Here is a 23,144-nt window from a genome sequence, read left to right on the forward strand (position 1 = left end):
GGCCTACGCGGAAGGCGAACTGACGGGCAGTAGCCCTTCCAGGAGCGCGTCCACGATCTGCTCGGAAAGCCCCTCGGGGAGGTCGGCGTCCGGGCGCATGACGGTGCGCAGCAGCATCGGGCCGACGAACAGGTCGCTCAGCAGCTCGACGTCGACGTCCGCGCGCAGCTCGCCGTCGGCCTGCCCGCGGCGCAGGATCTCCACCTGGAGCCTGCGGCGCGGCTCGACGACCGTCCCGTGGTACGCGGCCCAGATCTTCGGGCTGGACTTCATCTGGGCGTAGACGTTGTGCAGCAGCGCCGACGACCGGGTCATCAGGCCGCGTCGGCGCAGCTGTTCCAGCAGCGCCACCAGGTCGTCGCGCATCGACGTGCCCGGCAGCAGCGGGTCCGGGGGCTCGGCGGTGCGGATGACGTCGACGAAGAGTGCCTCCTTGCCGCTCCAGCGGCGGTAGATGGTGGCCTTGCCGACCCCGGCGGTGCGGGCGATGCGCTCGATGGAGAGCTCGGCCAGCGGCACGCCCTCCTCCAGGAGCTTCATCACGCCCTCGACGATCGCGCGCTCGACCGCCTCGCTGCGGGGGCGTCCCCGCACGGGCACCTCGGGCGCGGCTGGGCTGTCGGCCAGGCTCACTTCACTGCGTCCTCTCGTCGTGGCGGACCGGCGTCCGGCCGTCCGGTCGTCCGGTTGCCCGGTCGGCCTCCCGGACCGGCCGTCCGGTCGCCCGGTCGTCTTCGCGGGTACGACGAGCATGCCCAGCGGCCATGTCGTCGTACCCGCCGTACCGGTCGTACCCGCCGTATCCGCCGTATCCGCCGTATCCGCCGTACCGGAAGGGCGGAAGGTGTTATTCCGCCGCTGTCACCAACTCCTGCTCCGCCTCGTTCTCCTGACCGGCCGGCTGCCTGCCCGGCAGGAAGAGCGCCACGACGACCACGCCGACGGCCGCCACACCCGCTCCCCACAGCGCGGTCACGTGCATGGCGTGCAGGAACGCGTCGTTGGCGGGCGCGACCAGCGCCCTGCCCTGCGGGCCGAGCCTGGCGGCGACGCCGAGGGTGGCCTCGATGGACTCTCCGGCGGTGTCCCGCAGGCCGGCGGGGAGCGCGCCCAGCTTGCCCTCGATGCCGTTGCGGTAGGCCGTGGACAGCACCGAGCCCAGGACCGCGATGCCGAGCGCGCCGCCGACCTGGCGGAAGGTGTTGCTGAGGGCGGAGGCGGAGCCGGCCTTCTCGCGCGGCAGGGCCTGCATGATGACGACGCTGACCGGGGTCATGATGTGCGCCATGCCGGTGCCCATGAGGAAGAAGACGACCTCCAGGACCCAGATCGGGGTGTCCGCCTCCAGGGCGGCGAACGCGGCCAGGGTCGCCACGATGACGATCATGCCGGCGGTGGTCGTGGCCCGGTTGCCGAAGCGGTCGACCAGCAGCCGGGCGCGCGGCGCGAAGATCATCTGGGCGGCGGCCAGCGGCAGCATCAGCACGCCGGACTTCAGCGGCGTGTAGCCGCGCACGCTCTGCATGTAGAAGACCGAGAAGAAGGTGACGCCCATCAGCGCGAAGAAGACCAGCGCGATGGCGCCGATCGCGGCCGAGAAGACCCGGTTCCGGAAGTACGTGACGTCGAGGGACGGGTGGTCGCTGCGCTTCTCGTACCACACGAAGCCGGCCAGTACGGCCAGGCCGGCGGCGATGGTCGCCAGCACCTTGGCGTCGGTGAAGTCGGCGAGCTGACCGCCCTTGATGATGCCGTACACGAGCAGGACCAGGCCGACGACGGACAGCACGACACCGACCGGGTCGACGCGGCCGGGCTTCGGGTCGCGGGAGTCGGGTACCAGCCACACCATCAGCGCGAGCGCCAGGAGCACGATCGGTACGTTGACGAGGAAGACGGAGCCCCACCAGAAGTGGTCCAGGAGCAGACCGCCGGTGATCGGGCCGATGGCGATGGCCAGGCCGACGCCGCCGGCCCAGATGCCGATGGCCTTGGGCTGCTCGTCCCGCTCGAAGACGTTCATCAGGACGGCGAGGGTGGCCGGCATGACGAACGCGGCGCCCAGGCCCATCAGGGCGCGGAAGAGGATCAGCTGTCCCGGCGAGCCGGACTCGGCGGCCAGGGCGGAGCCGACGCCGAACACCGCGAGGCCGCCGAGCAGCACCTTCTTGCGTCCCAGCCGGTCGCCGAGGAGCCCGGCGGTGAACAGCAGTCCGGCGAAGACGAGGGTGTAGGCGTTGATCGCCCACTCCAGTTCGCTCTGCGTGGCGCCCAGTCCGGTGGGGGCCGGCGTCGAGATCGTCTTGATGGCGACGTTCAGGATCGAGTTGTCGAGCACGACGATCAGCAGGCTCAGCATCAGCACGCCGAGAATCGCCCAGCGGCGCCGGTGCACCGCTTCCGGTATGCGGGGGGCCGCAACGGGTGGAGTGGTCATGACGTCCAGCCTAGGCACATTCCGATACGAGACCGTGTCGTATCGTAAATGTTTTGCCCAGTCCTTACGTGACGGATCCCCCTCTGGCCCTGCCTGGCACGAGGTGCCACCATGGAGGGGATCCGGGGACGCCGACAGGGCGCCTCGAGATGACTGAAGGAGCCGTTGCAATGACGCAGCTTTCGGCTGCCCAGACCGTGCAGAACGGGCCCTCCGACGGCAGCAGGGCGCTGTACGGGGGCAAGGGCACGCGCCGCATCACCGTCCGCGACATCGCGCTCGCCAAGGAGCGCGGCGAGAAGTGGCCGATGCTCACCGCGTACGACGCCATGACCGCCTCCGTCTTCGACGAGGCCGGGATCCCGGTGATCCTGGTGGGCGACTCCGCGGGGAACTGTCACCTCGGGTACGACACGACCGTGCCCGTCACCCTCGACGAGATGACCATGCTGTCGGCCGCGGTGGTGCGCGGCACGCGGCGCTCCCTGATCGTGGGCGACCTGCCCTTCGGCTCCTACCAGGAGGGCCCGGTGCAGGCGCTGCGCTCGGCGACCCGGTTGGTGAAGGAGGCGGGCGTCGGCGCCGTGAAGCTGGAGGGCGGCGAGCGCTCCCACGAGCAGATCCGCCTGCTGGTGGAGTCGGGCATCCCGGTCATGGCGCACATCGGCCTGACCCCGCAGTCCGTCAACGCCATGGGCTACCGGGTGCAGGGCCGCGGCGAGGAGGCCGCCCAGCAGCTGCTGCGGGACGCGAAGGCCGTGCAGGACGCGGGCGCGTTCGCGGTGGTGCTGGAGCTGGTGCCGGCGGAGCTGGCGGCCGAGGTGACCCGGGTGCTGCACATTCCGACGGTCGGCATCGGCGCCGGTGCGGACACCGACGCGCAGGTCCTGGTCTGGACGGACATGCTGGGGCTGACGTCCGGCCGGGTGCCGAAGTTCGTCAAGAAGTACGCGGACCTGCGCACGGTCATGACCGACGCGGTGAAGGAGTTCGCCGAGGACGTCACCGGCGGGGTGTTCCCCACGGAGGAGCACTCCGTCCACTGAGCCACTGTGGCACCGAGGCAGCCCGCCGATCTTCCCCCGTCGGCGGGCTGCCGCCTTTTCCGACATCCGCGCCTGACGCCGGGCGGAAGCCGGGCGTCAGGCGGGGTGCCGGGCGGGGCGTCAGGCGGCGTGCAGGGCGGGGTGCCGGACGGGGTGCCGGACGCGGTGCCGGACGGGTGCCGGGCGGGGTGCCGGGCGGTCGGCGGAACGGGCCGTCGGTGCGGGTGTCGGGGCGGTGTCGGCGTGCTGTCGGTGGTGTCGGGGCGGTCCGCCAGGAGGTGTCGTACGTCCTCGTGGGCGGCCAGTGCTTCCGCGGTGCGGCCCGCGTCGCGCAGGGCGCGCAGGCGCGGCGTCTGCACCGGCTCGTCCAGGGGGTGGCCGTCGCACAGGGCGGTCAGCTCGGGCAGGGACTGCCGCGCGTGGCCCGAGGGCGAGGGCGGCGGCGTGCCGGGCGCGCAGCGCGTCCGGCCGCCGGGCCTCCCAGCGGGCCGTGTCGGCGGTGCGGCCGGGCAGGTCGGCGACGGCGGGGCCGCGCCACAGGGCGAGGGCGTCGTCGAGGACCGCGGCCGCCTTCGCGGGGTCGCCGTCGCCCAGGGCCCGGATCCCCTCGCCGGTCAGCCGCTCGAAGCGGTGCAGGTCGACGTCGTCGGGGCGGCGGCGAGACGGTAGCCGCCGTCCGCGGAGGCGACCGCGTCCGCGCCGAGGGTCCGGCGCGCCCGGCCCACCAGCGCCTGCAGCGCACCCGGCGGGTCGGCGGGCGGGTCGCCGTCCCACACCTCGTCGACCAGCACGGCCACGGGCACGGTACGGCCGGCCCGGAGGGCCGGCACGGTCAGCAGCGCGCGCAGCCGCGTCCCGCCGACCGGGACGGCGGTGCCGTCGGGGCGGAGCACCTGGGTGGTGCCGAGGATGCCGTAGCGCACGGGGTCCGTGATCTCCGGTGCCATCGGGGCCGGTCACGGGTTCGGTCACCGGCGCAGCGCGGGAACGGGCCCGGTCGGCCCTCCCCGCCGTACCCGGAAACCGTACTCAACCCGTGGGCCGTTGCCGCGCCCTTCCGCCCCGCACTCCTTCTCCCGGGCCGCCCGCGGAACCGGCGGCCGCCCGTGAGACGTTGTTCCGACAGGCCCGGTACGGTCGGGCAGTCCCAGCGTGCGCACGAGAGTCGGGAGCCCCATGACCACCGCCGCCACCCGCCGCAGCGATCAGCGGATCAGTCCCGTCTTCCTCGGGATCCTGGCCGTCGCCGCGGTCACCGGATGGGCCACCTGGACGGGGTTCGCCGAGGAGCCGGGCGTGGCCGTGTTCCTGTTCGTGACGGCGGCCTGGGTGGTGTCGCTGTGCCTGCACGAGTACGCGCACGCGCGCACCGCCCTGCACGGCGGCGACATCACCGTCGGTGCCAAGGGCTACCTCACGCTGAACCCGTTGAAGTACACGCACGCCCTGCTCAGCGTCGTGCTGCCGGTGGTGTTCGTGATCATGGGCGGGATCGGGCTGCCCGGCGGTGCCGTGTTCATCGAGCGCGGCCGGATCCCGGGGCGCTGGCGGCACAGTCTGGTCTCGGCGGCGGGGCCGCTGACGAACGTGCTGTTCGCGGCGGTGTGCACGGCCCCGTTCTGGCTGGGCGCGCTGGACGGCGTGCCGCGGGACTTTCGCGTCGCGCTCGCGTTCCTGGCCCTGCTCCAGGTCACCGCCGCGATCCTGAACTTCCTGCCGGTGCCGGGCCTGGACGGCTACGGGGTGATCGAGCCCTGGCTGTCGTACAAGGTCAGGCGCCAGGTGGAGCCGTTCGCGCCGTTCGGTCTGCTGTTCGTGTTCGCGCTGCTGTGGGTGCCCTCGGTCAACGCGGTGTTCTTCGACCTGGTCGACGCCGTGCTGCGCGGTCTCGGCGTCAGCGACTACGACTCCGCCCGGGGCTGGGACCTCTACCACTTCTGGCCGTGAGCCGGCGGAACCGCGACACCGTCCACCGCCCGACCACCGGTCGGCGACCGCCCCGTTACCGCTGCTGGGCGTGGGTCATCCTGCTCCGGCGCAGGTAGTACCAGCCCATGTTGGACGACAGTCCGGCGAGCAGGATCCACACGATCCCCAGCCAGCTGCCGCGCACGAAGGACATCACCGCGGCGGCGACGGCCAGGACGCACACGGCCAGGGCGAAGAGGGCGAGACGCCGGGCCTGGCCGGCGGGGGACGGGGAGGGCATGGCGGTCGGCTCCTGGAGGGGGACACTGCGGCACTGCTGGTGCCACCAGTGTCCCCCATGTCTCACACGTCCGTGACCCGGAGTCCCGCGTGCGCCTTGTAGCGGCGGTTGACGGAGATCAGGTTCGCGACCAGCGACTCCACCTGGTGGGCGTTGCGCAGCCGGCCCGCGAAGATGCCGCGCATGCCGGGGATGCGGCCGGCCAGCGCCTGGACGAGCTCCACGTCGGCGCGCTCCTCGCCCAGCACCATCACGTCGGTGTCGATCGCGTCGACCTCCGGGTCCTGCAGCAGCACCGCCGACAGGTGGTGGAAGGCGGCGGTGACCCGCGAATCGGGCAGCAGCGCGGCGGCCTGTTCGGCGGCGCTGCCCTCCTCCGGCAGAAGCGCGTAGGCGCCCTTCTTGTCGAAGCCGAGCGGGTTGACGCAGTCGACGACCAACTTGCCCGCGAGTTCCTCGCGCAGGGCCCGCAGCGTCGCGCCGTGGCCCTCCCAGGGCACCGCGACGATCACGATGTCGCTGCGGCGCGCGCAGTCGGCGTTGTCGGCGCCCTCGATGCCGTGCCCGAGTTCGTCGGCGGCGGCGCGGGCGCGTTCCGCGGCGCGCGAGCCGATGATCACCTTCTGGCCCGCGCGGGCGAGCCGGTAGGCGAGGCCCTTGCCCTGCGGCCCGGTTCCGCCGAGGACGCCGACGACCAGCCCGGAGACGTCGGGCAGGTCCCACGGGTCCTTGGCGGGAGCCTTCGCGGGAGTCTGTGCAGCACTGTCGGTAGAGGTCATGGGCCGACTGTACGGCCGGCCGGGCGCCCCGGGGCGGTCGGGTGAGCCGCGTCACGGGCACCGGCCGCGGGACGATGCGCCGGTACGCACCGAAGTCACCCGTCTCGTACGGGAGTACGGGAGTCCGAGCGTGCGCGCGTCGACGCGGGCCGGGCCGGGCCGGAGCAGGCGCCGGGCGGCCCGTCGGCCGGGCGGGCGGGGCGCCGGGGACGGCCGCCGGCGGCACAGGCGCGGACGATCCCCCCGGTGCTGTCCCCAGGGCGGGCGAATCGCGGGTGAACCGCGGGCCAGGAGTGCGCGGTTGGTGCACCATGCGGATCCATGGACGCCGTACGTGTCGCCTTGCTGCGTGAAGTGCTCGCCGGGACGGAGTGGCTGGGGGCCACCAGACGGTTCGCGGGGTCGCTGCGCGGGTCGGTGGTCTCGCACGGGGGCGGGCTGCTGCTGGTGGGCACGCCGGAGTACGAGCCGTGGCACCTGACCGCCCATCTGGTGGACGAGGCCGCGTGGTCGGGGACGCCGGAGCTGGCGCCGACGCTGGTCCGGCACGACGCGCGCGCGTCCGACCCCGCGCACCTGGCGGTCGGGCCGGGGCGGCTGACCGCGGTGCGGCGGGGCGAGACGCTGCTGGTGGTGTCGCCGGACGGGCCCGGCGCTCCGCTGCTGGAACGGGTGCACGACGCGCGGCGGGCCGGTGCGACGGTGCTGGCCCTCGGCCCCGGCGAGGGGGAACTCGTCGCGATGGCGCACGAGTCGCTGGCCGTGCCGGAGGGCTCGGAGCTGGACCTGGACACCGTGCAGCACCTGGTGAGCGCGGCGGCCGGGGACAACTCGCTGCCCGCGCCGCGGGGCCGGCGGCGCTTCCGGGACCGGCTGGCCCGGCTGGCCGACCAGCTGACGGCTCCGCCGCCGACACCCTGGTAGGGGTCCTCCGGGTCGGCCGCGTGAGGGCTCCCCGATGCCCTGGCCGGGCGCTTGTGCGTCGGCCGGGTGGCGGGCGGGCTCCCGGCCGTGGCAGGAGCCCCCCGAAGCCAACAACCGCCAGGCGGCCCCGCGGCCGGCCGACCAACCGACGGCTCCCCCACCGCATCGACCACGCGGACGACTCGGAAGGGCCCCGGGTCGCATCGGCCGCACGGACCGCCCCAAAGCCCCGGCAGGAGCCCCCGGAAGCCAACAACCGCCAGGCGGCCCCGCGGCCGGCCGACCAACCGACGGCTCCCCCACCGCATCGACCACGCGGACGACTCGGAAGGGCCCCGGGTCGCGTCGGCCGCACGGGCGGGCCCGGTGCCCTGGCCGCGCTCTCCAGGGCCGGCCGCGCGGGCGCGTCGGTGCCCTGGCCGGGCGCGTGTGCGTCGGCCGGGCGGGCGGCGCGGCCGGGCCGCCGGAAAAGCGCTTGCCCCGGTCGCCGGTCCGGCCGAGCATGGGCTCTCGTGACCGACGACTCGCCCGGCGGCGCCGCCGAGGCCGCCGATGGCCCTTCCGGCCTGCGTTCCCTGCTGCCCGACCTCGCGCCGTGGCGGGCCTCCGCCGACTTCCGGCGGCTGTGGGTGTCGGGGCTGATCTCGGGATTCGGGAGCTTCCTGACCTTCGTGGCGCTGCCGGTGCAGGTGAAGGAACTGACCGGATCCGCGGCGGCGGTGGGGGCGATCGGCGCGGTGGAGCTGGTGCCGCTGATCGTGTGCGGGCTGTACGGGGGTGCGCTCGCCGACGCGCTGGACAAGCGGAAGCTGATCATCTGGACGGAGGCCGGCCAGGGTCTGCTGTCCGCGGTGCTGCTGGTCGACGCGCTGCTGCCGCACCCGGCCGTGTGGCCGCTGTACGTCGTCGCCGCCCTGTCGTCCGCGCTGGTGTCGGTGCAGCGGCCGGCGCTCGACTCGCTGTGGCCGCGGATCGTCGCCCACGAGCACATGCCGGCCGCGGTGTCGCTGAACTCGCTGCGCTGGACGGTCGGCGGGGTGGCGGGCCCGGCGCTGGCCGGTGTGGTGGTGGCGTACGCGGGCCTGGGCTGGGCCTACGGCGCGGACCTCGTCACCTTCGCCGTCTCCGTCGTACTGGTCGTCCGCATAGCCTCCTCACCCCCTTCCGGTGCGGCCGCGAAGCCGTCGTTGACGGCGATCCTGGAAGGCGCCCGGTACGCGTGGGGCCGCAAGGAGCTGCTCGGCACCTACGCCGTCGACCTCGCCGCGATGTTCCTGGCGATGCCGCTTGCGGTGCTGCCGTTCCTCGCGGACGAGCTGGACGCCGAATGGTCGCTGGGGCTGATGTACGCCGCTCTCCCTGCCGGGTCGCTGGTGGTGAGCCTGACCAGCGGCTGGACCTCGCGCGTCCACCGGCACGGCCGCATGGTGGTCCTGTCGGCAGCCCTGTGGGGCGTGGCGATCGCGGCCGCCGGGTTCGTCGGCGACGTGTGGCTGGTGCTGCTGTTCCTGGCGGTGGCGGGCGCCTGCGACATGGTCAGCGGCATCTTCCGCGGAGCCATGTGGAACCAGACGATCCCGGACGAGCTGCGCGGCCGGCTCGCCGGGATCGAACTGCTGTCGTACTCGGTCGGGCCGACCGTGGGACAGGTCCGGTCGGGCGGTTTCGCCGCCTGGTGGGGCGTGCGCGCGTCCGTGTGGTCGGGCGGGCTGCTGTGCGCGGGCGCGGTGGGGCTGCTGGCGCTGTGCCTGCCGAAGCTGATGCGGTACGACGTGCGGACGAACGAGCACGCGGTGCGGCTGCGCGCGGGGCGCGCGGCAGCCGCACCGGCCGAGGCCTGATCGAGGCCTGATCCAGACCGTCGGCCGATCAGGCCGTCGGGGCCGTCGGGCCATGGCGGCCCGATCGGGCCGTCAGTCCTCGCTCGCGCCTCCCCCGGTCGGGGCGTCGTGCCACTTGGGGTCGTTCTCCCACTGGAGGTTGCGCTCGCGCGCGGTCTCCATCGCGTGCTCGGCCTCCTGCCGGGAGGCGTACGGACCGAAGCGGTCCTTGGCCGGGCACTCCGGACCCTCCTCGACCTTCTTGTGCTCCAGGCAGTAGAACCACTCGCCCGGCTTGCCGACCGTCCGCTTCTTGAACAAGGCCATGACCCGCTCCTCTCGCCAACGACATGTTCCCCGATGCCCGCTGGTTAGACTCGCTGGCATGTCTGGCCAGTCGCTGCTCGTACCAGGGGAGCTCTCTCCCACCCGTCAGGTGCCCGGAAACATCCGCCGCCCCGAGTACGTCGGCAAGCCCGCGCCGACGCCGTACACCGGCCCGGAGGTGCAGACCCCGGAGACGATCGAGGCGATGCGCGTCGCGGGGCGGATCGCCGCGCGGGCGATGGCGGAGGCGGCGAAGCTGATCGCGCCGGGCGTCACCACCGACGAACTGGACAAGGTGGCGCACGAGTACATGTGCGACCACGGCGCCTACCCCTCGACGCTGGGCTACCGCGGCTTCCCCAAGTCGCTGTGCACGAGCGTCAACGAGGTGATCTGCCACGGCATCCCGGACTCGACGGTGCTGCGCGACGGCGACATCGTCAACCTCGACGTGACGGCGTACATCGGCGGGGTGCACGGCGACAACAACGCCACGTACCTGGTCGGCGACGTCGACGAGGAGAGCCGGCTGCTGGTGGAGCGGACCCGCGAGTCCCTGAACCGCGCGATCAAGGCCGTCAAGCCGGGCCGGCAGATCAACATCATCGGCCGGGTCATCGAGTCGTACGCCAAGCGCTTCGGCTACGGCGTGGTCCGGGACTTCACCGGGCACGGGATCAACTCGTCGTTCCACTCGGGCCTGATCATCCCGCACTACGACAGCCCGCACGCGACGACGGTGATGCAGCCGGGCATGACGTTCACCATCGAGCCGATGCTGACGCTGGGGACGCACGAGTACGACATGTGGGACGACGGCTGGACGGTCGTCACCAAGGACCGCAGGCGGACGGCACAGTTCGAGCACACGCTCGTGGTGACCGAGACCGGCGCGGAGATCCTCACCCTGCCGTAGGACCCTCCGCCAGCGGGCCGGGCCCCCTCCGCGACGGCGAACGGCCGGGCCCCCTCCGCGACGGCGGAGGGGGCCCGGAGCCGGTCCGTCAGAAGTGGCCGACGTGGCCGACGCGGCAGTCGGCGCCGCCGTAGAGGATGCCGGCGGTCTCGGCGTGGACCACGCCGGAGTACGGGCTGCGGACGGCGTGGTGGTCGCCGCCGCGGTCGTGCCGCGGCTCCTCGCCGGCGGCGGCACCGGCCGCGCCCGCGGCGGTCAGGGCGGCAGCCAGGACGACCGCGGCGGTCAGGGCGGCGCCCAGGACGACCGCGGCCAGGGCGGAACGGATACGCATGGGTTTCCTCTCACGGCGGCCGGCCGGTCACGCCCGGAGGTAACCGCTCGCCGCCGCGCGCACACGCGGCACCACCCGTACGGGCGCCGTCAGCGCTCCAGATACACCCGCCCGCCGATCTCCACCCAGCCGTGCGGCTGCGGGGCCGTGAGGATCTGGGAGCCCGCGCCCTGCGTGATGTTGAGCGCCCGGCCCAGCCGGTCGGTCAGCAGCAGGGCCGCCGCGCCGGTCGCCTCGTCCTCGTCGATTCCGTCGTCCCGGCCGGGGAAGGCGCGCGCCCGTACCCGTCCGGCGGCCTCGTCCTGCCAGGCCCAGGCGTAGATCCACTCCCCCTTCGGCGGCACCGGCAGGGCGTCGACCTCGGCGGCCGTGGCGTACTGGCGCAGGGTGCGCGGCGGGGCCCACTCCGCCCGCGCCTCGATCCAGCTGAACTCCCCGTCCTGGCGGGCGCCCACCAGCCCGGCGGGCGTGACCAGTTCGGGCACGTCCAGCAGCCATGCGGCGCCGACGCAGGGGTGCCCGGCGAAGGGCAGGCGGAGGGTCGGGGTGTAGATGTCGATGACGCCGCGCTCGGGGTCGTCGACGAACACGGTCTCGCTGAAGCCGAGTTTCCCGGCGAGGTCCTGCCGGTCGCTCCGCTCGGGCAGCACCGATCCCTCGCGCACGACGCCGAGTTCGTTGCCGTAGCCGCCGTCCGGGGCGCAGAAGACGCGCAGCACGTCGTAGTCAGTCACGCGGGCATTGAAGCATCACGTCGCCGGTCGGGCGCACGGCCGGGACGCGGCGGGCACCGGCCGTGATCCGGTGCGCCGGGCACGCCGCGGCCCGCGGCCGTGGGGCGGGTGTGCCGCCCGCCGACCGGAAGGACGGTCCTTGACTTCCTCTTGACCTTCTCTTGGGGTTCGTTTTTGGCCACCGTGACGGATCCGTGTCCCCGCGCCGCCCATGAGAGCTGAATCACCGCATCGACGGGTGGCAGACAGGCAAGGCTTAGATAAGTTAGGTGAGCCTCACCATCCTGGGTGAGTCGGACCCGCGATTTTTTGCCAGCGTTATGGAGCCCGCATGCGAGCCGCCAGACTCTCCGTCGTCACCGCCGTCGCCACCGCGGCGGCTCTGACCGCCGTCACCGGCTGCACCCAGAAGAGCACAGCGGACGACGCCGGGACGATCGAGGTGACCGCCGCCGACTCGAAGTGCGACACCTCCGTCGAGTCGGTTCCGGCGGGCCAGGTCACGCTGAAGATCGAGAACAAGGGCTCCAAGGCCACCGAGGTCGAGATCGTCTTCCCGGACGACCGGATCGTCTCCGAGAAGGAGAACATCGGGCCGGGCACGAAGTACACGCTCACGGCCGAGGTGAAGGCCGGTTCGTACGAGATCGCCTGCCGCCCGGGCATGAAGGGCCACGGCGTGCGGCAGAAGCTCACGGTCACCGGCGGCTCCGTCGCCAAGCGCGACCCGCGCCTGGACAAGGCCGTCGCCGCCTACCGCGCGTACGCGCAGGAGCAGGCCGACGCGACGCTGCCGGCGGTCGAGACGTTCGTGAAGGCGGTCAAGGACGGCGACATCGCGGCCGCGAAGAAGGCCTACGCCCCCTCCCGCATCGGCTGGGAGCGCACCGAGCCGGTCGCCGAGTCCTTCGGCGACATCGACCCGAAGGTCGACGTCCGCGCCGACGGCCTGGAGGACGGCCAGAAGTGGACGGGCTGGCACCGCCTGGAGAAGGCCCTGTGGCAGGACAAGAAGATCGGCGCCGAGGAGAAGACCCTCGCCGACCAGCTGGTCACCGACCTGAAGGACTGGCAGGAGCGGGTCGGCAAGGCGGACATCACCCCGACCTCCATGGCCAACGGCGCCAAGGAACTGCTCGACGAGGTCGCCACCGGCAAGGTCACCGGTGAGGAGGAGCGCTACTCGCACACCGACCTGGTCGACTTCAAGGCCAACGTCGAGGGCGCCCAGAAGTCCTACGAGCTGCTCAAGCCGGTCGTGCGGGGCAACGACAAGGCGCTGACCGCCGAGCTGGACAAGCAGTTCGCCGCGCTGAACACGCTGCTCGACAAGTACCGCGCGGACCAGGACTCGTACGACTTCACCTCCTACGACAAGGTCGGCAAGGCCGACCGCAAGGAACTGTCGGACGCGGTGAACGCGCTCGCCGAGCCGCTGTCCACGCTCGCCGCCGCCGTCGTGAAGTAGGGGACGACCATGACGGACACCCAGGAAGCCACCACCGCGACGGCCGCCGGCCCGCGGCCCTCCCGGCGTTCGCTGATCGGCTGGGGCGGGGCCGGGCTCGCGCTCGGCGCCGCCGCGGCCGGCGGCGCGGTCGCGCTGGCCCGCGCCGACGGCACCTCCGACGGCACGGACCCGGCGGGCACCGCCGTCGCCTTCCACGGCGCCCACCAGGCCGGCATCGCCACGCCGGTACAGGACCGGCTGCACTTCGCCGCGTTCGACGTGAAGACCGACGACCGCGCCGAGTTCGTGCGGATGCTCAAGGACTGGACGGCGGCCGCGCGCCGGATGACCGCCGGCCAGGCGGTCGGCGAGGGCGCCTACGGCGGACTCGCGGAGGCACCGCCGGACGACACCGGCGAGGCACTGGGCCTGAAGCCGTCGCGGCTGACGCTGACCATCGGCTTCGGTCCGTCGCTGTTCGAGAAGTTCGGCCTGGCGGACCGGCGGCCCGAGGCCCTGGTGGACCTGCCGAAGTTCCCCGGCGAGAACCTCGACCGCAGCCGCAGCGACGGTGACCTGTGCGTCCAGGCCTGCGCCGACGACCCGCAGGTCGCCGTGCACGCGATCCGCAACCTGGCCCGCATCGGCTTCGGCAAGGTCGCCGTCCGCTGGTCGCAACTCGGCTTCGGCAAGACGTCGTCGACGACGCCCGACGCGCAGACCCCGCGCAACCTGTTCGGCTTCAAGGACGGCACCCGCAACATCTCCGGCACCGAGCCGGGCCGGCTGGCGAAGTTCGTCTGGGTCGGCGAGAAGGACGGACCCGACTGGATGACCGGCGGCTCGTACCTGGTCGCCCGCCGTATCCGCATGAACATCGAGACCTGGGACCGCACCTCGCTGCAGGAGCAGGAGGACGTCTTCGGCCGCGACAAGGGCGAGGGCGCCCCCGTCGGCAGGGCGAAGGAGCACGACGAGCCGTTCCTGAAGGCGATGAAGCCCGACGCGCACGTCCGCCTCGCGCACCCCGACTCCAACGGCGGCGCGACGATCCTGCGCCGGGGCTACTCCTTCACCGACGGCACGGACGGCCTGGGCCGTCTGGACGCGGGCCTGTTCTTCATCGCCTACCAGCGCGACATCCGCGAGGGCTTCATCCGCGTCCAGCGCAACCTGGCCACGGACGCGCTCAACGAGTACACCCAGCACGTGAGTTCGGCGGTCTTCGCGGTCCCGCCCGGCGTCCGTGACAGCGACGACTGGTGGGGCAGCACGCTGCTCACGAAGGAGGCCTGAGCCGTGTTCTCCAACTACCTGATCGGCCTGCGCGAGGGGCTGGAAGCCAGCCTGGTCGTCTGCATCCTGATCGCCTACCTGGTGAAGACCGGCCGCCGGGACGCCGTCCGGCCGATCTGGATCGGGATCGGCGTCGCGGTGACGATCGCGCTCGGCTTCGGCTGCGCGCTGGAGTTCGGCTCGCAGGAGCTGACCTTCCAGGCCCAGGAGGCGCTCGGCGGCTCGCTGTCGGTGCTCGCCGTCGGCCTGGTGACGTGGATGGTGTTCTGGATGCGGCGCACCGCCCGGCACCTGAAGGCGGAACTGCACGGCAGGCTGGACGCGGCGCTGGCGATGGGCACCGGCGCGCTGGTCGCCACGGCCTTCCTCGCCGTCGGCCGCGAGGGCCTGGAGACCGCCCTGTTCGTGTGGGCGTCGGTGCACGCGGCCAGCGACGGCACCCCGCGCCCGCTGATCGGCGTGGCCCTGGGACTGGCCACGGCCGTCCTCCTGGGCTGGCTGTTCTACCGCGGCGCCCTGAAGATCAACCTGGCCAAGTTCTTCACCTGGACCGGCGGCATGCTGGTCGTCGTGGCGGCGGGCGTGCTGGCGTACGGCTTCCACGATCTGCAGGAGGCCGACTGGCTGCCGGGCCTGACGAACCTGGCCTTCGACGTCAGCGGCACGATCCCGCCGGACAGCTGGTACGGCACGCTGCTCAAGGGCGTGTTCAACTTCCAGCCCGACCCGACGGTCCTCCAGGTCACGGTGTGGCTGCTGTACCTCGTCCCGACCCTCGCGCTCTTCTTCGCCCCGGTAGGGTTCGCCTCCGGGAAGGGGAAGGTGAAGGCAGTCGATGAGCAGGGATCGCAGCCGTCCGAGGCTCCGCGGGCTTGACCGGAGCGCACTGATAGCGGCCTCGGTGACCGCTTTGTCGTTGACGGCGAGCGGGTGCGTGGTGGTGCACGGGGAGCGCGAAGTGGTCCCCGCGACCACCCGCGCCGAAGCCGCCCGGGCGCTGCGGCAGTTCACGGCCGCGTACAACAAGGCGGACGAGGCGTACGACAGTTCGCTCGACGCCGACCATGTCACCGGCGCCCTCGGCGACATCGACGCCGCCCGGCTCAAGGCCGGCCATGCGAACAACCCGACCGGCAATCCGGCGCACACCCCGCTGGAGCTGAGCGACGCGACGTTCACCATCCCCAAGAAGGCGGGCTGGCCGCGCTGGTTCGTCGCCGAGGCCCAGGGCAACAAGGGCGGCGACCTGCACTGGCTGCTGGCGTTCACCCGCGCCGGTCGGGACGAGCCGTGGCAGGCGGCGTACCTGACGCTGATCGCGCCCGGCTCGCTGCCGAAGATCGAGAAGGACGCGGACGGCTGGGCCGAGGCGGTGCCCGCGGACTCCGCCCGACTCGCCGTCGCACCGGCCGACTTGAGCAAGGACTACGCCACGTACCTGAAGAGCGGCGGGAAGACCTTCGCGGCCGGCACGCACACCAGTCAGTGGCGGGCGCAGCGCGCGAAGGCCGCCAGGAAGCCGGGCCTGGCCACCCAGTACATCGACCAGCCGCTGACCTCGGGCGACTACGCCCCGCTGGCGCTGCGCACCGCGGACGGCGGTGCGCTGGTGTTCTTCACGACGCGCCGCTTCGAGAAGCAGACCGCCGCGCCCGGCACGTCGATCCCCACCCCGAACGAGAGCGTGCGCGCCCTGACGACCGGCGAGATCAAGCAGTCGCTGACGATGGAGTTCGTCTCCAACGAGGTGGCCGTGGACCCGGCGAAGGGCTCGGGCGGCGAGCAGGTGTCGGTGCTCTCCCGCCTGGAGGGGCTGACCTCCGCCCAGGGGTCGTAGCGCCGGCTCAGTAGTTGACGCAGGTGATGGTCCAGCCGTTCCACGCGTTGCAGATGTTGAGTTTGATGCCGTTCTGGTTGTACTGGTAGGCGGACCAGTACTGGCCGCGCTGCCGGTTGATGCCGCCGTAGTCGACGCATGTCACGTGGCGGCCGCTCACCGTGCAGCCGTTGACCGGGGCGGCACCGGCCTGCGGTGCCACGGCCAGCAGCGCGGCGGCGGCCGCGGTCGTCCCGAGCGCCATGGTTCTTATGAGCATGTCCCTCTCCCGTCTCGTGAGGGGGGCCGACCGGCCCCCTCTTGATCACGGTCGACGGCCGAGGGGAGGGCCGCAAGGCGGACGATCCGTCCGGGTGTCGGTCAGGCGGTCCGCGCCGACGGCCGGCGCGTCCGGGGCCTGCCGCTCAGTGGCGCAGCGGCCAGGGCGCGTCCGTCCGGTCGGAGTCCTCGCCGACATGGCGGGCGCAGGCGTCGGTGAGGGCTTCCAGGAGGGTCAGCGGTTCGGGCAGCGGGTGCTCCGGGCCGCGTACCCAGTGCACGGCCTGGCCGTCGTCGCCGGGGAGCCGGGCGGGCGGGACGAGGACGTAGGAGCCGCGGCAGTGCCAGCGCAGGCCGGGGTGCTCGTCCATCGTCTCGGGGTGGCAGTCCAGCTCGCAGGGCCACCACTCGTCCTCGTCCTCGGGGGTGCCGCGGGTGAGGGTGAAGAAGAGCATGCGCCCGTCGTCGCTCTCGGCGACCGGCCCCACCTCGACGCCCGAGTCGAGCAGCCGCCGGAGAGCCTCGCGTCCGGCTTCCAGCGGCACGTCGAGGACGTCGTGCACCATGCCGGTCGCGGTGATGAAGTTGGCCTGCGGCTGGTGGCGGGCCCAGCGCTCGATCTGGGCGCGGTCGGTGGTGGACTGCGTCTGCCAGGCGAACGACACCGGGTGCCGGGCCGGGGTGGGACAGCCGACGCGGTCGCAGGAACACCCGTAGCCGGGCGCCGGATGCGCGGCGGGCGCGAGCGGCAGCCCCGCCGAGGCGGCGGCCAGCAGCAGGGCCTCCCGGCCGCCGCCGTCGGCGGTGTCCTTCGGGCCGTGTCCGCGCAGCCAGTGGGAGATTCTGCCCCGCAGGCCGGATTGGCCGCCCAACTCCGCGCTCATCTATCCCCTCGCCTCGCCGTCGTGCGGAACAGCATGACTCATGGTCCCATCATCCCGCGCTCCGGGGGGTCGGAGCGCACATCAGGGACAGTGCGGACGAGAGCTGCCCCACACCGCGATCGGTGCGCATGGGGTGCTTGGGGCGTATGGGGTGCTTTGTCGTGACGTGCGTGCGGGCGGGCGGGACCGGCGGGCCGGGCGGGACCTGCTGGCCCTACGGGACCGGCGGGCCGGGCGGGCCCGGCGGGATCTGCTGGCCCTACGGGACCTGCTGGCCGGGCGACCCCTCCGGCGCACGGCGCACGGCGCACGGCGGCCGGAAGGGCGTGGGGGCCGTGGGGCGCGTCGCTGCGGTCAGGGCTGCGGGGGCCAGGGGTCGCCCCAGGCCGTGTCCCGGGCCGTCCGGTACAGGTCGCCGTGGCGTTTGGTGATCGTCGTGCGGCGCAGCGGGCCTTCGGGCTCGCACAGGTCGAGCAGGACCTGGCCCTTGCGGATCTGCGGGCGCCGGACCACCCGGGCGGAGGCGGGCTCGGCCGGGAAGCGGGTGGCGGCGACGTAGGCGAACTTCTCGTCCTCGTAGGCGAGCGAGCCGCCCTTGACCTGGCGGTGCAGGGAGGAGCGGCTGACCCGCGCGGAGAAGTGGCACCAGTCCTGGCCGGGCACCACGGGACAGGCGGCGCTGTGCGGGCACGGCGCGGCGACCCGGAAGCCGGCGGCGACCAGGCGGTCGCGGGCCTCGATCACCCGGGCGTGGCCGTCGGGGGTGCCGGCCTCGACGATGACGACGGCCTGCGCGGCGGACGCGGCGGCGTCGACGAGGGCGGCCCGGTCGGGGCCGGTCAGCTCGTTGAGGACGTAGGACACGGTGACGAGGTCGGCGGGGTCGAGGGTGAGCGCCGCGCCGATGCGGGCGCGCCGCCACTGCGCCCCGCGCAGTTCCGGCCGGGCGGCGGCGAGTTCCCGGCCGAGGGCGAGGGCCGGTTCGGCCCAGTCCAGCACGGTGACGGGGCGGGCGCCCTCCCAGGTCGCGGTGACGGCCCAGGTGGCCGCGCCGGTGCCGCCGCCGACGTCCGCGTGGCTGCCGGGGGCCCAGCCGGGCACGGCCGCGGCGAACGCCGCCAGCGCCGAGCGGACCGCCTCGAAGGTCGCCGGCATCCGGTAGGCGGCGTACGCGACGACGTCCGCGCGGTCGCGCAGGATGGGGGCGTCGGTCGGGGTGGCGCCCCGGTAGCTGGCGATCAGCCGCTCCACGGCCTGGGCGGCCTGCCGGGGCGGGAGGCCGTCGAGGAGGGCGGCGAGGGCGGAGCGGAGGGTCTCGGCCGGGGTTGCGGGGACGTTCACCGGGAAATTCTCTCAGGTTCCGGGCAGCCGGGTTCCGGGCGGCGGTCAGGTCCCCTTGACGGCCCGCGCCAGCCGGGTGGCCGCCGCCGCCCGCGGCCGGGAGTCGGGGGGCCGCCTGCGGGGGTGGACCGTGTTCGCCAGCAGGACGAGGTAGGTGTCCGTCGCCGGGTCCAGCACCAGGGAGGTGCCCGTGAAGCCCGTGTGGCCCGCCGCCCCGCGGCCCGCCAGCTCCCCCATGAACCACGGCTGGTCCACCGCGAAGCCGAGGCCGGGCGGGGTCAGCAGGAGTTCCACGAAGTCGGGGCCGAGGATGCGGGCGGGGCCGTAGGCGCCGCCGGCCAGCAGGGCGCGGCAGAACACGGCCAGGTCCCGGCCGGTGGAGAACAGGCCCGCGTGGCCCGCCACCCCGCCCAGTGCCCAGGCGTTCTCGTCGTGGACCACGCCCCGCAGCATCCCCCGGTCCGCCTTGGCCCACGGCCGGCGCTGGTCCTCCGTCGCCGCGGCGCCGGGGCAGGGGCCGAACCGGGTCGCCGTCATGCCCAGCGGGCGGGTGATCCCGTCGCGGACGAGGACGTCCAGCCGCCGGCCGGTGATGCGTTCCAGGACGAACTGCAGCAGCAGGAGGTTGAGGTCGGAGTAGGTGTACGTGCCGGGTACGCCGACGGGCGGCTCGGCGCGCAGCATCGCCATCCGCTCCGCGTCGTCGGCGCAGTCGTACAGCGGCAGTTCGGGTCGCAGCCCGGAGGTGTGGGTGAGCAGTTCCCGCACCGTGATGCCGTGCCGGGCGGCCGCGTGGAAGTCGGGGAGGTAGTCGCCCACCCGGGCGTCCATGCCGAGGGTGCCGCGCTCGATCTGCTGCACGGCGGCGACCGCCGTGAACAGCTTGGTGAGGGACGCCAGGTCGAAGGGCGTGTCGACGGTGACCGGCACGCGGTCCCGCGGCGGCAGTTCGACGCCCGTGTCGGTCCGCGGGTCGTAGGACGTGTACCGCACGGCCCAGCCGGCCGCCTCCTCGACGGCGATCACCGGGCCGCGTCCGGCGACCACGACGACACCGGCGGCCCACGGGCGTTCGCCGGCGGTGAGGTCCCGGACCTCCTGGACCAGCCGGTTCAGCTCCCGCGGGTCGAGCCCGGCCCGCTCCGGTGTGTCCCCGCGCAGTCTCGGTGCGCTCAGCTCTCCTCCCCCACTCCGTTGTGCGCCGCGGCGGGCAGATGCCCGTCCGCCACGCCCGCGCGCCTGCTCCAGGGACGGCACATTCCCACGAAGCAGGCCGACGCCACCAGCGCGGCCGCCAGCTGGACGACGGCCATCGGCACGGCCGTGTGCTCCCCGGCGATCCCGACGAGCGGGGAGGCGACCGCGCCGATGAGGAAGGACGACGTGCCGAGCAGCGCGGAGGCGGAGCCGGCGGAGTGCCGGGTGCGCGTCAGGGCGAGCGTCTGGGTGTTGGGGAGGGTGATGCCCATGGCCGACATCAGCACGAACAGGGCGGTGGCGACGGGGGCGAGGCCGACGTCGCCGAAGACCCCGGCCGACATCAGCAGCAGGGCGGTCGCGGCGCAGATCACGACGGTCAGCCCGGCGGCGAGCACCCGGTCCAGGCTGACCCGGCCGACCAGCACCTTGCCGTTGAGCTGGCCGACGGCGACCAGCCCGACCGAGTTCAGTCCGAACAGCAGGCTGAAGGTCTGCGGCGAGGCGCCGTAGATCTCCTGGATCACATAGGGCGAGGCCGAGATGTAGGCGAACAGCACGGCGAAGCTGAAGCCGCCGGTGAGCAGGTAGCCGGTGAAGTGCCGGTCGGTGAGCAGGCGGCGCATCGAGCGCAGGGCCTCGCCCACTCCCCCGCGGTGCCGGTCGGCGGGCGGCAGGGTCTCGGGCAGCCTCGCCCACACCATCGCGCCCAGCAGCACGCCGACCACCGTGAGCACGGCGAACACGCCGCGCCAGTCCGTCACCTTCATGATCTGTCCGCCGATCAGCGGCGCGACGACCGGGGCGACCCCGGATATCAGCATGAGGGTGGAGAAGAAGCGGGCCATGGAGATGCCGTCGTACAGGTCGCGGACGACGGCGCGGGCGATCACGATGCCGGCCGCGCCCGCGAGGCCCTGCACCAGCCGGAGGGCGATCAGGAGTTCCACGGTGGGGGCGAAAGCGCACAGGGCGGTGGCGACGACGTAGACCGCGAGGCCCGTCAGCAGCGGGCGCCGGCGGCCCCACCGGTCGCTCATCGGCCCGACCACCAGCTGCCCGAACGCCATGCCGGCCAGGCAGGCGGTGAGGGTGAGCTGGACGGTCGCCGCCGGCGCGTGCAGGGTGCGGGTGACCTCCGGGAGCGAGGGGAGGTACATGTCCATCGCCAGCGGGGGCGTGGCGGTGAGACCGCCGAGGACGAGGGTGACGAGCAGCCCGGCGCGGCGCGCGCCCCGGGTCTCCGCCGCCGCGCGCGGTCCGGCCGCCTGTTCGGCGCCGGGTTCCGCCGTGCCTCGTTCGGCGCCGGAGGTCGAAGTGCCCTGTTCGGCGCCGGAGATCGAAGTGCCCTGTTCGACACCGGGCGCCGACGCGCCTCGTTCGGCGCCGGAGGTCGGGGTGCCCGGTTCGGCACCGCGGGCCGACGTCCTCCGGTCGGCGCCGGGTGTCGACGCCCCCTGCTCGTGCATCTGCCCCTCCCCTGCTGAGCCCTCTTCGAGTACTCGCCGGATACTCGCCGGGTATTCGCCCTGCCTCCGGAGTACTTCCCGAGCGCTCCGCCACCATGGTCCCAGCACCATGGTCTCAGCTCGGGCCGGGTGCGGGCCCCGGTGCCCCGCCTCCGTGACGACGGACGCGGCCATTGAGCGATCTGCACAACCGGAATTGGTCGGTCCGGCACATTGCGGCCGGTAAGGACCCTATGCTCAACTCTCCTCCACGGGAACTTCACACTTGGGGCACCCAAGTTCCGTAAGCCATACCGAGGGGGGAGGCGGCAGCCGTTCCACGGTGCCGGGTGGGGGTGGACTCCGCGTGGGACCGCGGAGTACGCACCGGCGCCCGGAACGGCTGCCGCACACCTGTCTCAGCCCTCGTCGCCCCCGGCGCGGGCGGACCGGCGCCGACGCAGCGCCCACGCCCCGCCCGCCAGGAGCGCGACCGTCGCGCCGGCGCCCGCCGGCAGCCGCCACGACGAGGCGCCGCCGGACGTCGCGGCCGGAGCGCCGGCCGCCGCCCGGGCCGTCGCACGGCCGCGGGCCGCCTTCGCCCCGCCCGCGCCGGCCGGCTCGGCCAGGGTGCCCACCGGCCGCGCCGGATCGCCCTCCTGGAAGCCCCAGTCGAGCAGCGCGGCCGTCTCCTCGTAGACGGCGTTGTAGCCGCTCCGGGGATGCATCACCGTCACCAGCAGGGTCCGGCCGTCGCGGGTGGCCGCGCCGGTGAAGGTGTTGCCGGCGTGGCTGGTGTAGCCGTTCTTGACGCCGATCAGGCCCGGGTACGTCTTCACGCCCCACGCGCCGGACAGCAGGCGGTCGGTGTTCTGTATCTGGAAGGTCTTCCTGCCGCCCGCCGGGAAGTCGGCGGTCTTCGTGGCGCAGTACTCCCTGAAGTCGGCGTCGCGCAGCCCGTGGTGGGCGAAGAGGGTCAGGTCGTACGCCGAGGACAGCTGTCCCTTGTGGTCGAAGCCGTCGGGGCTGACCACATGGGTGTCCAGGGCGCGCAACTTCTCGGCCCTGGCCTGCATCTCGGCGACCGTCCGGGCGAGTCCGCCGTTCATCCGGGCGAGCACGTGCACGGCGTCGTTGCCGGAGCGCAGGAACACGCCCTGCCACAACTGCTCGACGGTGTAGGTGACCCCGGGCTTGATGCCGACGAGGCTGGAGCCCGCCGGGACGTCGGCCAGGTCGGCGTCGGTCACCTTGTACCGCTCGGTCCGCTCGAACTTCCCCAGCACCGTGTCGGCGAACAGCATCTTCAGCGTGGACGCGGGCGCCAGCCGCCGGTGCGCGTTGTACGAGGCGAGCACCTTGCCGCTGTCGTGGTCGGCGACCAGCCAGGCCGCGGCGGTGAGCTTCTTCGGAAGGCCGGTGCCCTGGACTCCGGGGCGGGCGAGCCGTGCGCCGCCGACGACGGTCGCGGCGCGCGCGGGGGCCGCCGCGGCGAGCGGGAGCGCGGCCGCGGTGAGGCCGATTGCGGCGCGCCGGGTGAACGGTGTGGAAGCCTGCATCCGGGGACCGTACACCGCGCCCAACAGGGGTTTCCTGGCGGGAGGCCGCCAACAGGCCGAGAATCGCCTGTCTTACGGGAAATCTGATCCAGTACCCCGCTTTCCCAGCCCTGACACATCCGTTGCCCAGCCCGGCGCGGAAGGTCCCGGCCCAGCCTGTGGCCGCGCCCACAGCGGGCGCCGAGAACCTTCGAGGAAGGGGATGTGCGGCATCTGTCGGTGGAGAAGGTCACGGCGCAGCGGGGCGGGGCGGACGCGGTCGGCGCGCCGAGCCTGAACGTCACCGAGGTCGACGGTTCCTTCACCCAGGGCAAGGTGCGGAGCTCCACAGGACTTGGAGCGCACGCG

At 73.5% G+C, this 23,144-nt stretch carries 22 protein-coding genes and 1 pseudogene; 9 read left to right on the top strand and 14 right to left on the bottom strand.

Going from position 1 to position 23,144, the window contains the following annotated elements; all coding sequences use genetic code 11:
- Positions 1-3 precede the first annotated feature (3 nt).
- Both VKA29_RS08200 and VKA29_RS08205 read right to left on the bottom strand, forming a co-directional pair.
- Positions 4-633 carry a TetR/AcrR family transcriptional regulator gene (locus VKA29_RS08200; RefSeq protein WP_324784570.1) on the bottom strand — a complete coding sequence of 210 codons (630 nt, stop codon included), beginning with the start codon at positions 631-633 and terminating at the stop codon, positions 4-6.
- A 214-nt stretch (positions 634-847) separates the two neighbouring features.
- A complete protein-coding gene (locus tag VKA29_RS08205; protein WP_324784572.1) occupies positions 848-2,437 on the bottom strand; it encodes an MFS transporter in 1,590 nt (529 codons plus the stop codon).
- 170 nt (positions 2,438-2,607) lie between these two features.
- Here VKA29_RS08205 and panB point away from each other — a divergent pair, with 170 nt between their 5' ends.
- Positions 2,608-3,483: a 3-methyl-2-oxobutanoate hydroxymethyltransferase gene (panB, locus tag VKA29_RS08210; protein WP_324784573.1), complete on the top strand. Its 876-nt coding sequence runs from the start codon at positions 2,608-2,610 to the stop codon at positions 3,481-3,483.
- A gap of 259 nt (positions 3,484-3,742) precedes the next feature.
- On the opposite strand, the pseudogene VKA29_RS08215 reads toward panB, so the two are convergent.
- A pseudogene (locus tag VKA29_RS08215) lies at positions 3,743-4,430 on the bottom strand (AfsR/SARP family transcriptional regulator); the annotation flags it as partial.
- A 229-nt stretch (positions 4,431-4,659) separates the two neighbouring features.
- Between VKA29_RS08215 and VKA29_RS08220 the strand changes: the two are divergent.
- Complete coding sequence (locus VKA29_RS08220) at positions 4,660-5,430, top strand: site-2 protease family protein (RefSeq protein ID WP_324784574.1); 771 nt, start codon at positions 4,660-4,662, stop codon at positions 5,428-5,430.
- Between the two features lie 55 nt (positions 5,431-5,485).
- Here VKA29_RS08220 and VKA29_RS08225 read toward each other — a convergent pair whose 3' ends face one another.
- Positions 5,486-5,692 (bottom strand): hypothetical protein, encoded by a 207-nt coding sequence (locus VKA29_RS08225; protein WP_324784575.1) that lies wholly within the window; start codon positions 5,690-5,692, stop codon positions 5,486-5,488.
- 62 nt (positions 5,693-5,754) lie between these two features.
- On the bottom strand, positions 5,755-6,471 hold the full coding sequence (gene npdG / locus VKA29_RS08230; RefSeq protein ID WP_324784576.1) for an NADPH-dependent F420 reductase: 717 nt from the start codon (positions 6,469-6,471) through the stop codon (positions 5,755-5,757).
- A gap of 321 nt (positions 6,472-6,792) precedes the next feature.
- Here npdG and VKA29_RS08235 point away from each other — a divergent pair, with 321 nt between their 5' ends.
- The gene (locus VKA29_RS08235; RefSeq protein ID WP_324784577.1) at positions 6,793-7,395 is read left to right on the top strand and encodes a hypothetical protein; all 603 of its coding nucleotides are present in this window, start codon (positions 6,793-6,795) and stop codon (positions 7,393-7,395) included.
- Positions 7,396-7,907: 512 nt separating this feature from the next.
- Positions 7,908-9,236: an MFS transporter gene (locus tag VKA29_RS08240; RefSeq protein ID WP_324784578.1), complete on the top strand. Its 1,329-nt coding sequence runs from the start codon at positions 7,908-7,910 to the stop codon at positions 9,234-9,236.
- A 72-nt stretch (positions 9,237-9,308) separates the two neighbouring features.
- Here the strand turns inward: VKA29_RS08240 and VKA29_RS08245 are convergent, their stop codons facing one another.
- Entirely contained in the window at positions 9,309-9,542 is a 234-nt protein-coding gene (locus tag VKA29_RS08245) for a hypothetical protein (RefSeq protein ID WP_324784579.1), read from the bottom strand.
- 58 nt (positions 9,543-9,600) lie between these two features.
- On the opposite strand from VKA29_RS08245, the gene map reads away from it, so the two are divergent.
- The gene (map, locus tag VKA29_RS08250; protein ID WP_324784580.1) at positions 9,601-10,458 is read left to right on the top strand and encodes a type I methionyl aminopeptidase; all 858 of its coding nucleotides are present in this window, start codon (positions 9,601-9,603) and stop codon (positions 10,456-10,458) included.
- Between the two features lie 88 nt (positions 10,459-10,546).
- On the opposite strand, the gene VKA29_RS08255 is transcribed toward map, so the two are convergent.
- Together VKA29_RS08255 and VKA29_RS08260 are read right to left on the bottom strand one after the other, a co-directional pair.
- Positions 10,547-10,792 (bottom strand): hypothetical protein, encoded by a 246-nt coding sequence (locus VKA29_RS08255; protein WP_324784581.1) that lies wholly within the window; start codon positions 10,790-10,792, stop codon positions 10,547-10,549.
- Between the two features lie 89 nt (positions 10,793-10,881).
- Positions 10,882-11,526, bottom strand: coding sequence for a PhzF family phenazine biosynthesis protein (locus VKA29_RS08260; RefSeq protein WP_324784582.1), 645 nt, complete (start codon positions 11,524-11,526; stop codon positions 10,882-10,884).
- A gap of 331 nt (positions 11,527-11,857) precedes the next feature.
- Here VKA29_RS08260 and efeO point away from each other — a divergent pair, with 331 nt between their 5' ends.
- Genes efeO through VKA29_RS08280 form a run of 4 tightly spaced genes read left to right on the top strand, consistent with a single transcriptional unit; the run spans position 11,858 to position 16,109 of the window.
- Positions 11,858-12,994: an iron uptake system protein EfeO gene (gene efeO / locus VKA29_RS08265; protein ID WP_324784583.1), complete on the top strand. Its 1,137-nt coding sequence runs from the start codon at positions 11,858-11,860 to the stop codon at positions 12,992-12,994.
- Positions 12,995-13,003: 9 nt separating this feature from the next.
- Positions 13,004-14,272, top strand: a complete 1,269-nt coding sequence (gene efeB / locus VKA29_RS08270) for an iron uptake transporter deferrochelatase/peroxidase subunit (RefSeq protein ID WP_324784584.1) — start codon at positions 13,004-13,006, stop codon at positions 14,270-14,272.
- A gap of 3 nt (positions 14,273-14,275) precedes the next feature.
- Positions 14,276-15,148: an iron uptake transporter permease EfeU gene (gene efeU / locus VKA29_RS08275; protein WP_324784585.1), complete on the top strand. Its 873-nt coding sequence runs from the start codon at positions 14,276-14,278 to the stop codon at positions 15,146-15,148.
- Positions 15,108-16,109: a hypothetical protein gene (locus VKA29_RS08280; RefSeq protein WP_324784586.1), complete on the top strand. Its 1,002-nt coding sequence runs from the start codon at positions 15,108-15,110 to the stop codon at positions 16,107-16,109. Before efeU ends, VKA29_RS08280 begins: the two co-directional genes overlap by 41 nt.
- Positions 16,110-16,116: 7 nt before the next feature.
- On the opposite strand, the gene VKA29_RS08285 is transcribed toward VKA29_RS08280, so the two are convergent.
- The 6 genes from VKA29_RS08285 to VKA29_RS08310 all read right to left on the bottom strand — a co-directional run bounded on the left by VKA29_RS08285 (position 16,117) and on the right by VKA29_RS08310 (position 22,796).
- Positions 16,117-16,368: a hypothetical protein gene (locus VKA29_RS08285; RefSeq protein ID WP_324784587.1), complete on the bottom strand. Its 252-nt coding sequence runs from the start codon at positions 16,366-16,368 to the stop codon at positions 16,117-16,119.
- Between the two features lie 145 nt (positions 16,369-16,513).
- The gene (locus VKA29_RS08290; RefSeq protein WP_324784588.1) at positions 16,514-17,251 is read right to left on the bottom strand and encodes a bifunctional DNA primase/polymerase; all 738 of its coding nucleotides are present in this window, start codon (positions 17,249-17,251) and stop codon (positions 16,514-16,516) included.
- 354 nt (positions 17,252-17,605) lie between these two features.
- Positions 17,606-18,592 carry a small ribosomal subunit Rsm22 family protein gene (locus VKA29_RS08295; RefSeq protein ID WP_324784589.1) on the bottom strand — a complete coding sequence of 329 codons (987 nt, stop codon included), beginning with the start codon at positions 18,590-18,592 and terminating at the stop codon, positions 17,606-17,608.
- A 45-nt stretch (positions 18,593-18,637) separates the two neighbouring features.
- Positions 18,638-19,840: a serine hydrolase domain-containing protein gene (locus VKA29_RS08300; RefSeq protein ID WP_420718458.1), complete on the bottom strand. Its 1,203-nt coding sequence runs from the start codon at positions 19,838-19,840 to the stop codon at positions 18,638-18,640.
- A complete protein-coding gene (locus tag VKA29_RS08305; protein ID WP_324784591.1) occupies positions 19,765-21,258 on the bottom strand; it encodes a multidrug effflux MFS transporter in 1,494 nt (497 codons plus the stop codon). The genes VKA29_RS08300 and VKA29_RS08305 overlap by 76 nt, the downstream gene beginning before the upstream one ends.
- A 398-nt stretch (positions 21,259-21,656) precedes the next feature.
- Positions 21,657-22,796, bottom strand: a complete 1,140-nt coding sequence (locus VKA29_RS08310) for a D-alanyl-D-alanine carboxypeptidase family protein (RefSeq protein ID WP_324784593.1) — start codon at positions 22,794-22,796, stop codon at positions 21,657-21,659.
- Positions 22,797-23,144: the final 348 nt, after the last annotated feature.

The sequence above is a fragment of the Streptomyces sp. H51 genome (assembly GCF_035656535.1).
In the GTDB taxonomy this organism is placed as follows: Bacteria; Actinomycetota; Actinomycetes; order Streptomycetales; family Streptomycetaceae; genus Streptomyces.

Bases quoted from the DNA above. Each gene is read 5' to 3' on its own strand.
- VKA29_RS08235 (WP_324784577.1), top strand. From the start codon at position 6,793: ATGGACGCCGTACGTGTCGCCTTGCTGCGTGAAGTGCTCGCCGGGACG.
- VKA29_RS08245 (WP_324784579.1), bottom strand. From the start codon at position 9,542: ATGGCCTTGTTCAAGAAGCGGACGGTCGGCAAGCCGGGCGAGTGGTTC.
- efeO (WP_324784583.1), top strand. From the start codon at position 11,858: ATGCGAGCCGCCAGACTCTCCGTCGTCACCGCCGTCGCCACCGCGGCG.
- VKA29_RS08225 (WP_324784575.1), bottom strand. From the start codon at position 5,692: ATGCCCTCCCCGTCCCCCGCCGGCCAGGCCCGGCGTCTCGCCCTCTTC.
- VKA29_RS08285 (WP_324784587.1), bottom strand. From the start codon at position 16,368: ATGCTCATAAGAACCATGGCGCTCGGGACGACCGCGGCCGCCGCCGCG.
- VKA29_RS08255 (WP_324784581.1), bottom strand. From the start codon at position 10,792: ATGCGTATCCGTTCCGCCCTGGCCGCGGTCGTCCTGGGCGCCGCCCTG.
- efeB (WP_324784584.1), top strand. From the start codon at position 13,004: ATGACGGACACCCAGGAAGCCACCACCGCGACGGCCGCCGGCCCGCGG.
- VKA29_RS08205 (WP_324784572.1), bottom strand. From the start codon at position 2,437: ATGACCACTCCACCCGTTGCGGCCCCCCGCATACCGGAAGCGGTGCAC.
- VKA29_RS08310 (WP_324784593.1), bottom strand. From the start codon at position 22,796: ATGCAGGCTTCCACACCGTTCACCCGGCGCGCCGCAATCGGCCTCACC.
- npdG (WP_324784576.1), bottom strand. From the start codon at position 6,471: ATGACCTCTACCGACAGTGCTGCACAGACTCCCGCGAAGGCTCCCGCC.
- VKA29_RS08305 (WP_324784591.1), bottom strand. From the start codon at position 21,258: ATGCACGAGCAGGGGGCGTCGACACCCGGCGCCGACCGGAGGACGTCG.
- VKA29_RS08290 (WP_324784588.1), bottom strand. From the start codon at position 17,251: ATGAGCGCGGAGTTGGGCGGCCAATCCGGCCTGCGGGGCAGAATCTCC.
- map (WP_324784580.1), top strand. From the start codon at position 9,601: ATGTCTGGCCAGTCGCTGCTCGTACCAGGGGAGCTCTCTCCCACCCGT.
- VKA29_RS08280 (WP_324784586.1), top strand. From the start codon at position 15,108: ATGAGCAGGGATCGCAGCCGTCCGAGGCTCCGCGGGCTTGACCGGAGC.
- panB (WP_324784573.1), top strand. From the start codon at position 2,608: ATGACGCAGCTTTCGGCTGCCCAGACCGTGCAGAACGGGCCCTCCGAC.
- VKA29_RS08220 (WP_324784574.1), top strand. From the start codon at position 4,660: ATGACCACCGCCGCCACCCGCCGCAGCGATCAGCGGATCAGTCCCGTC.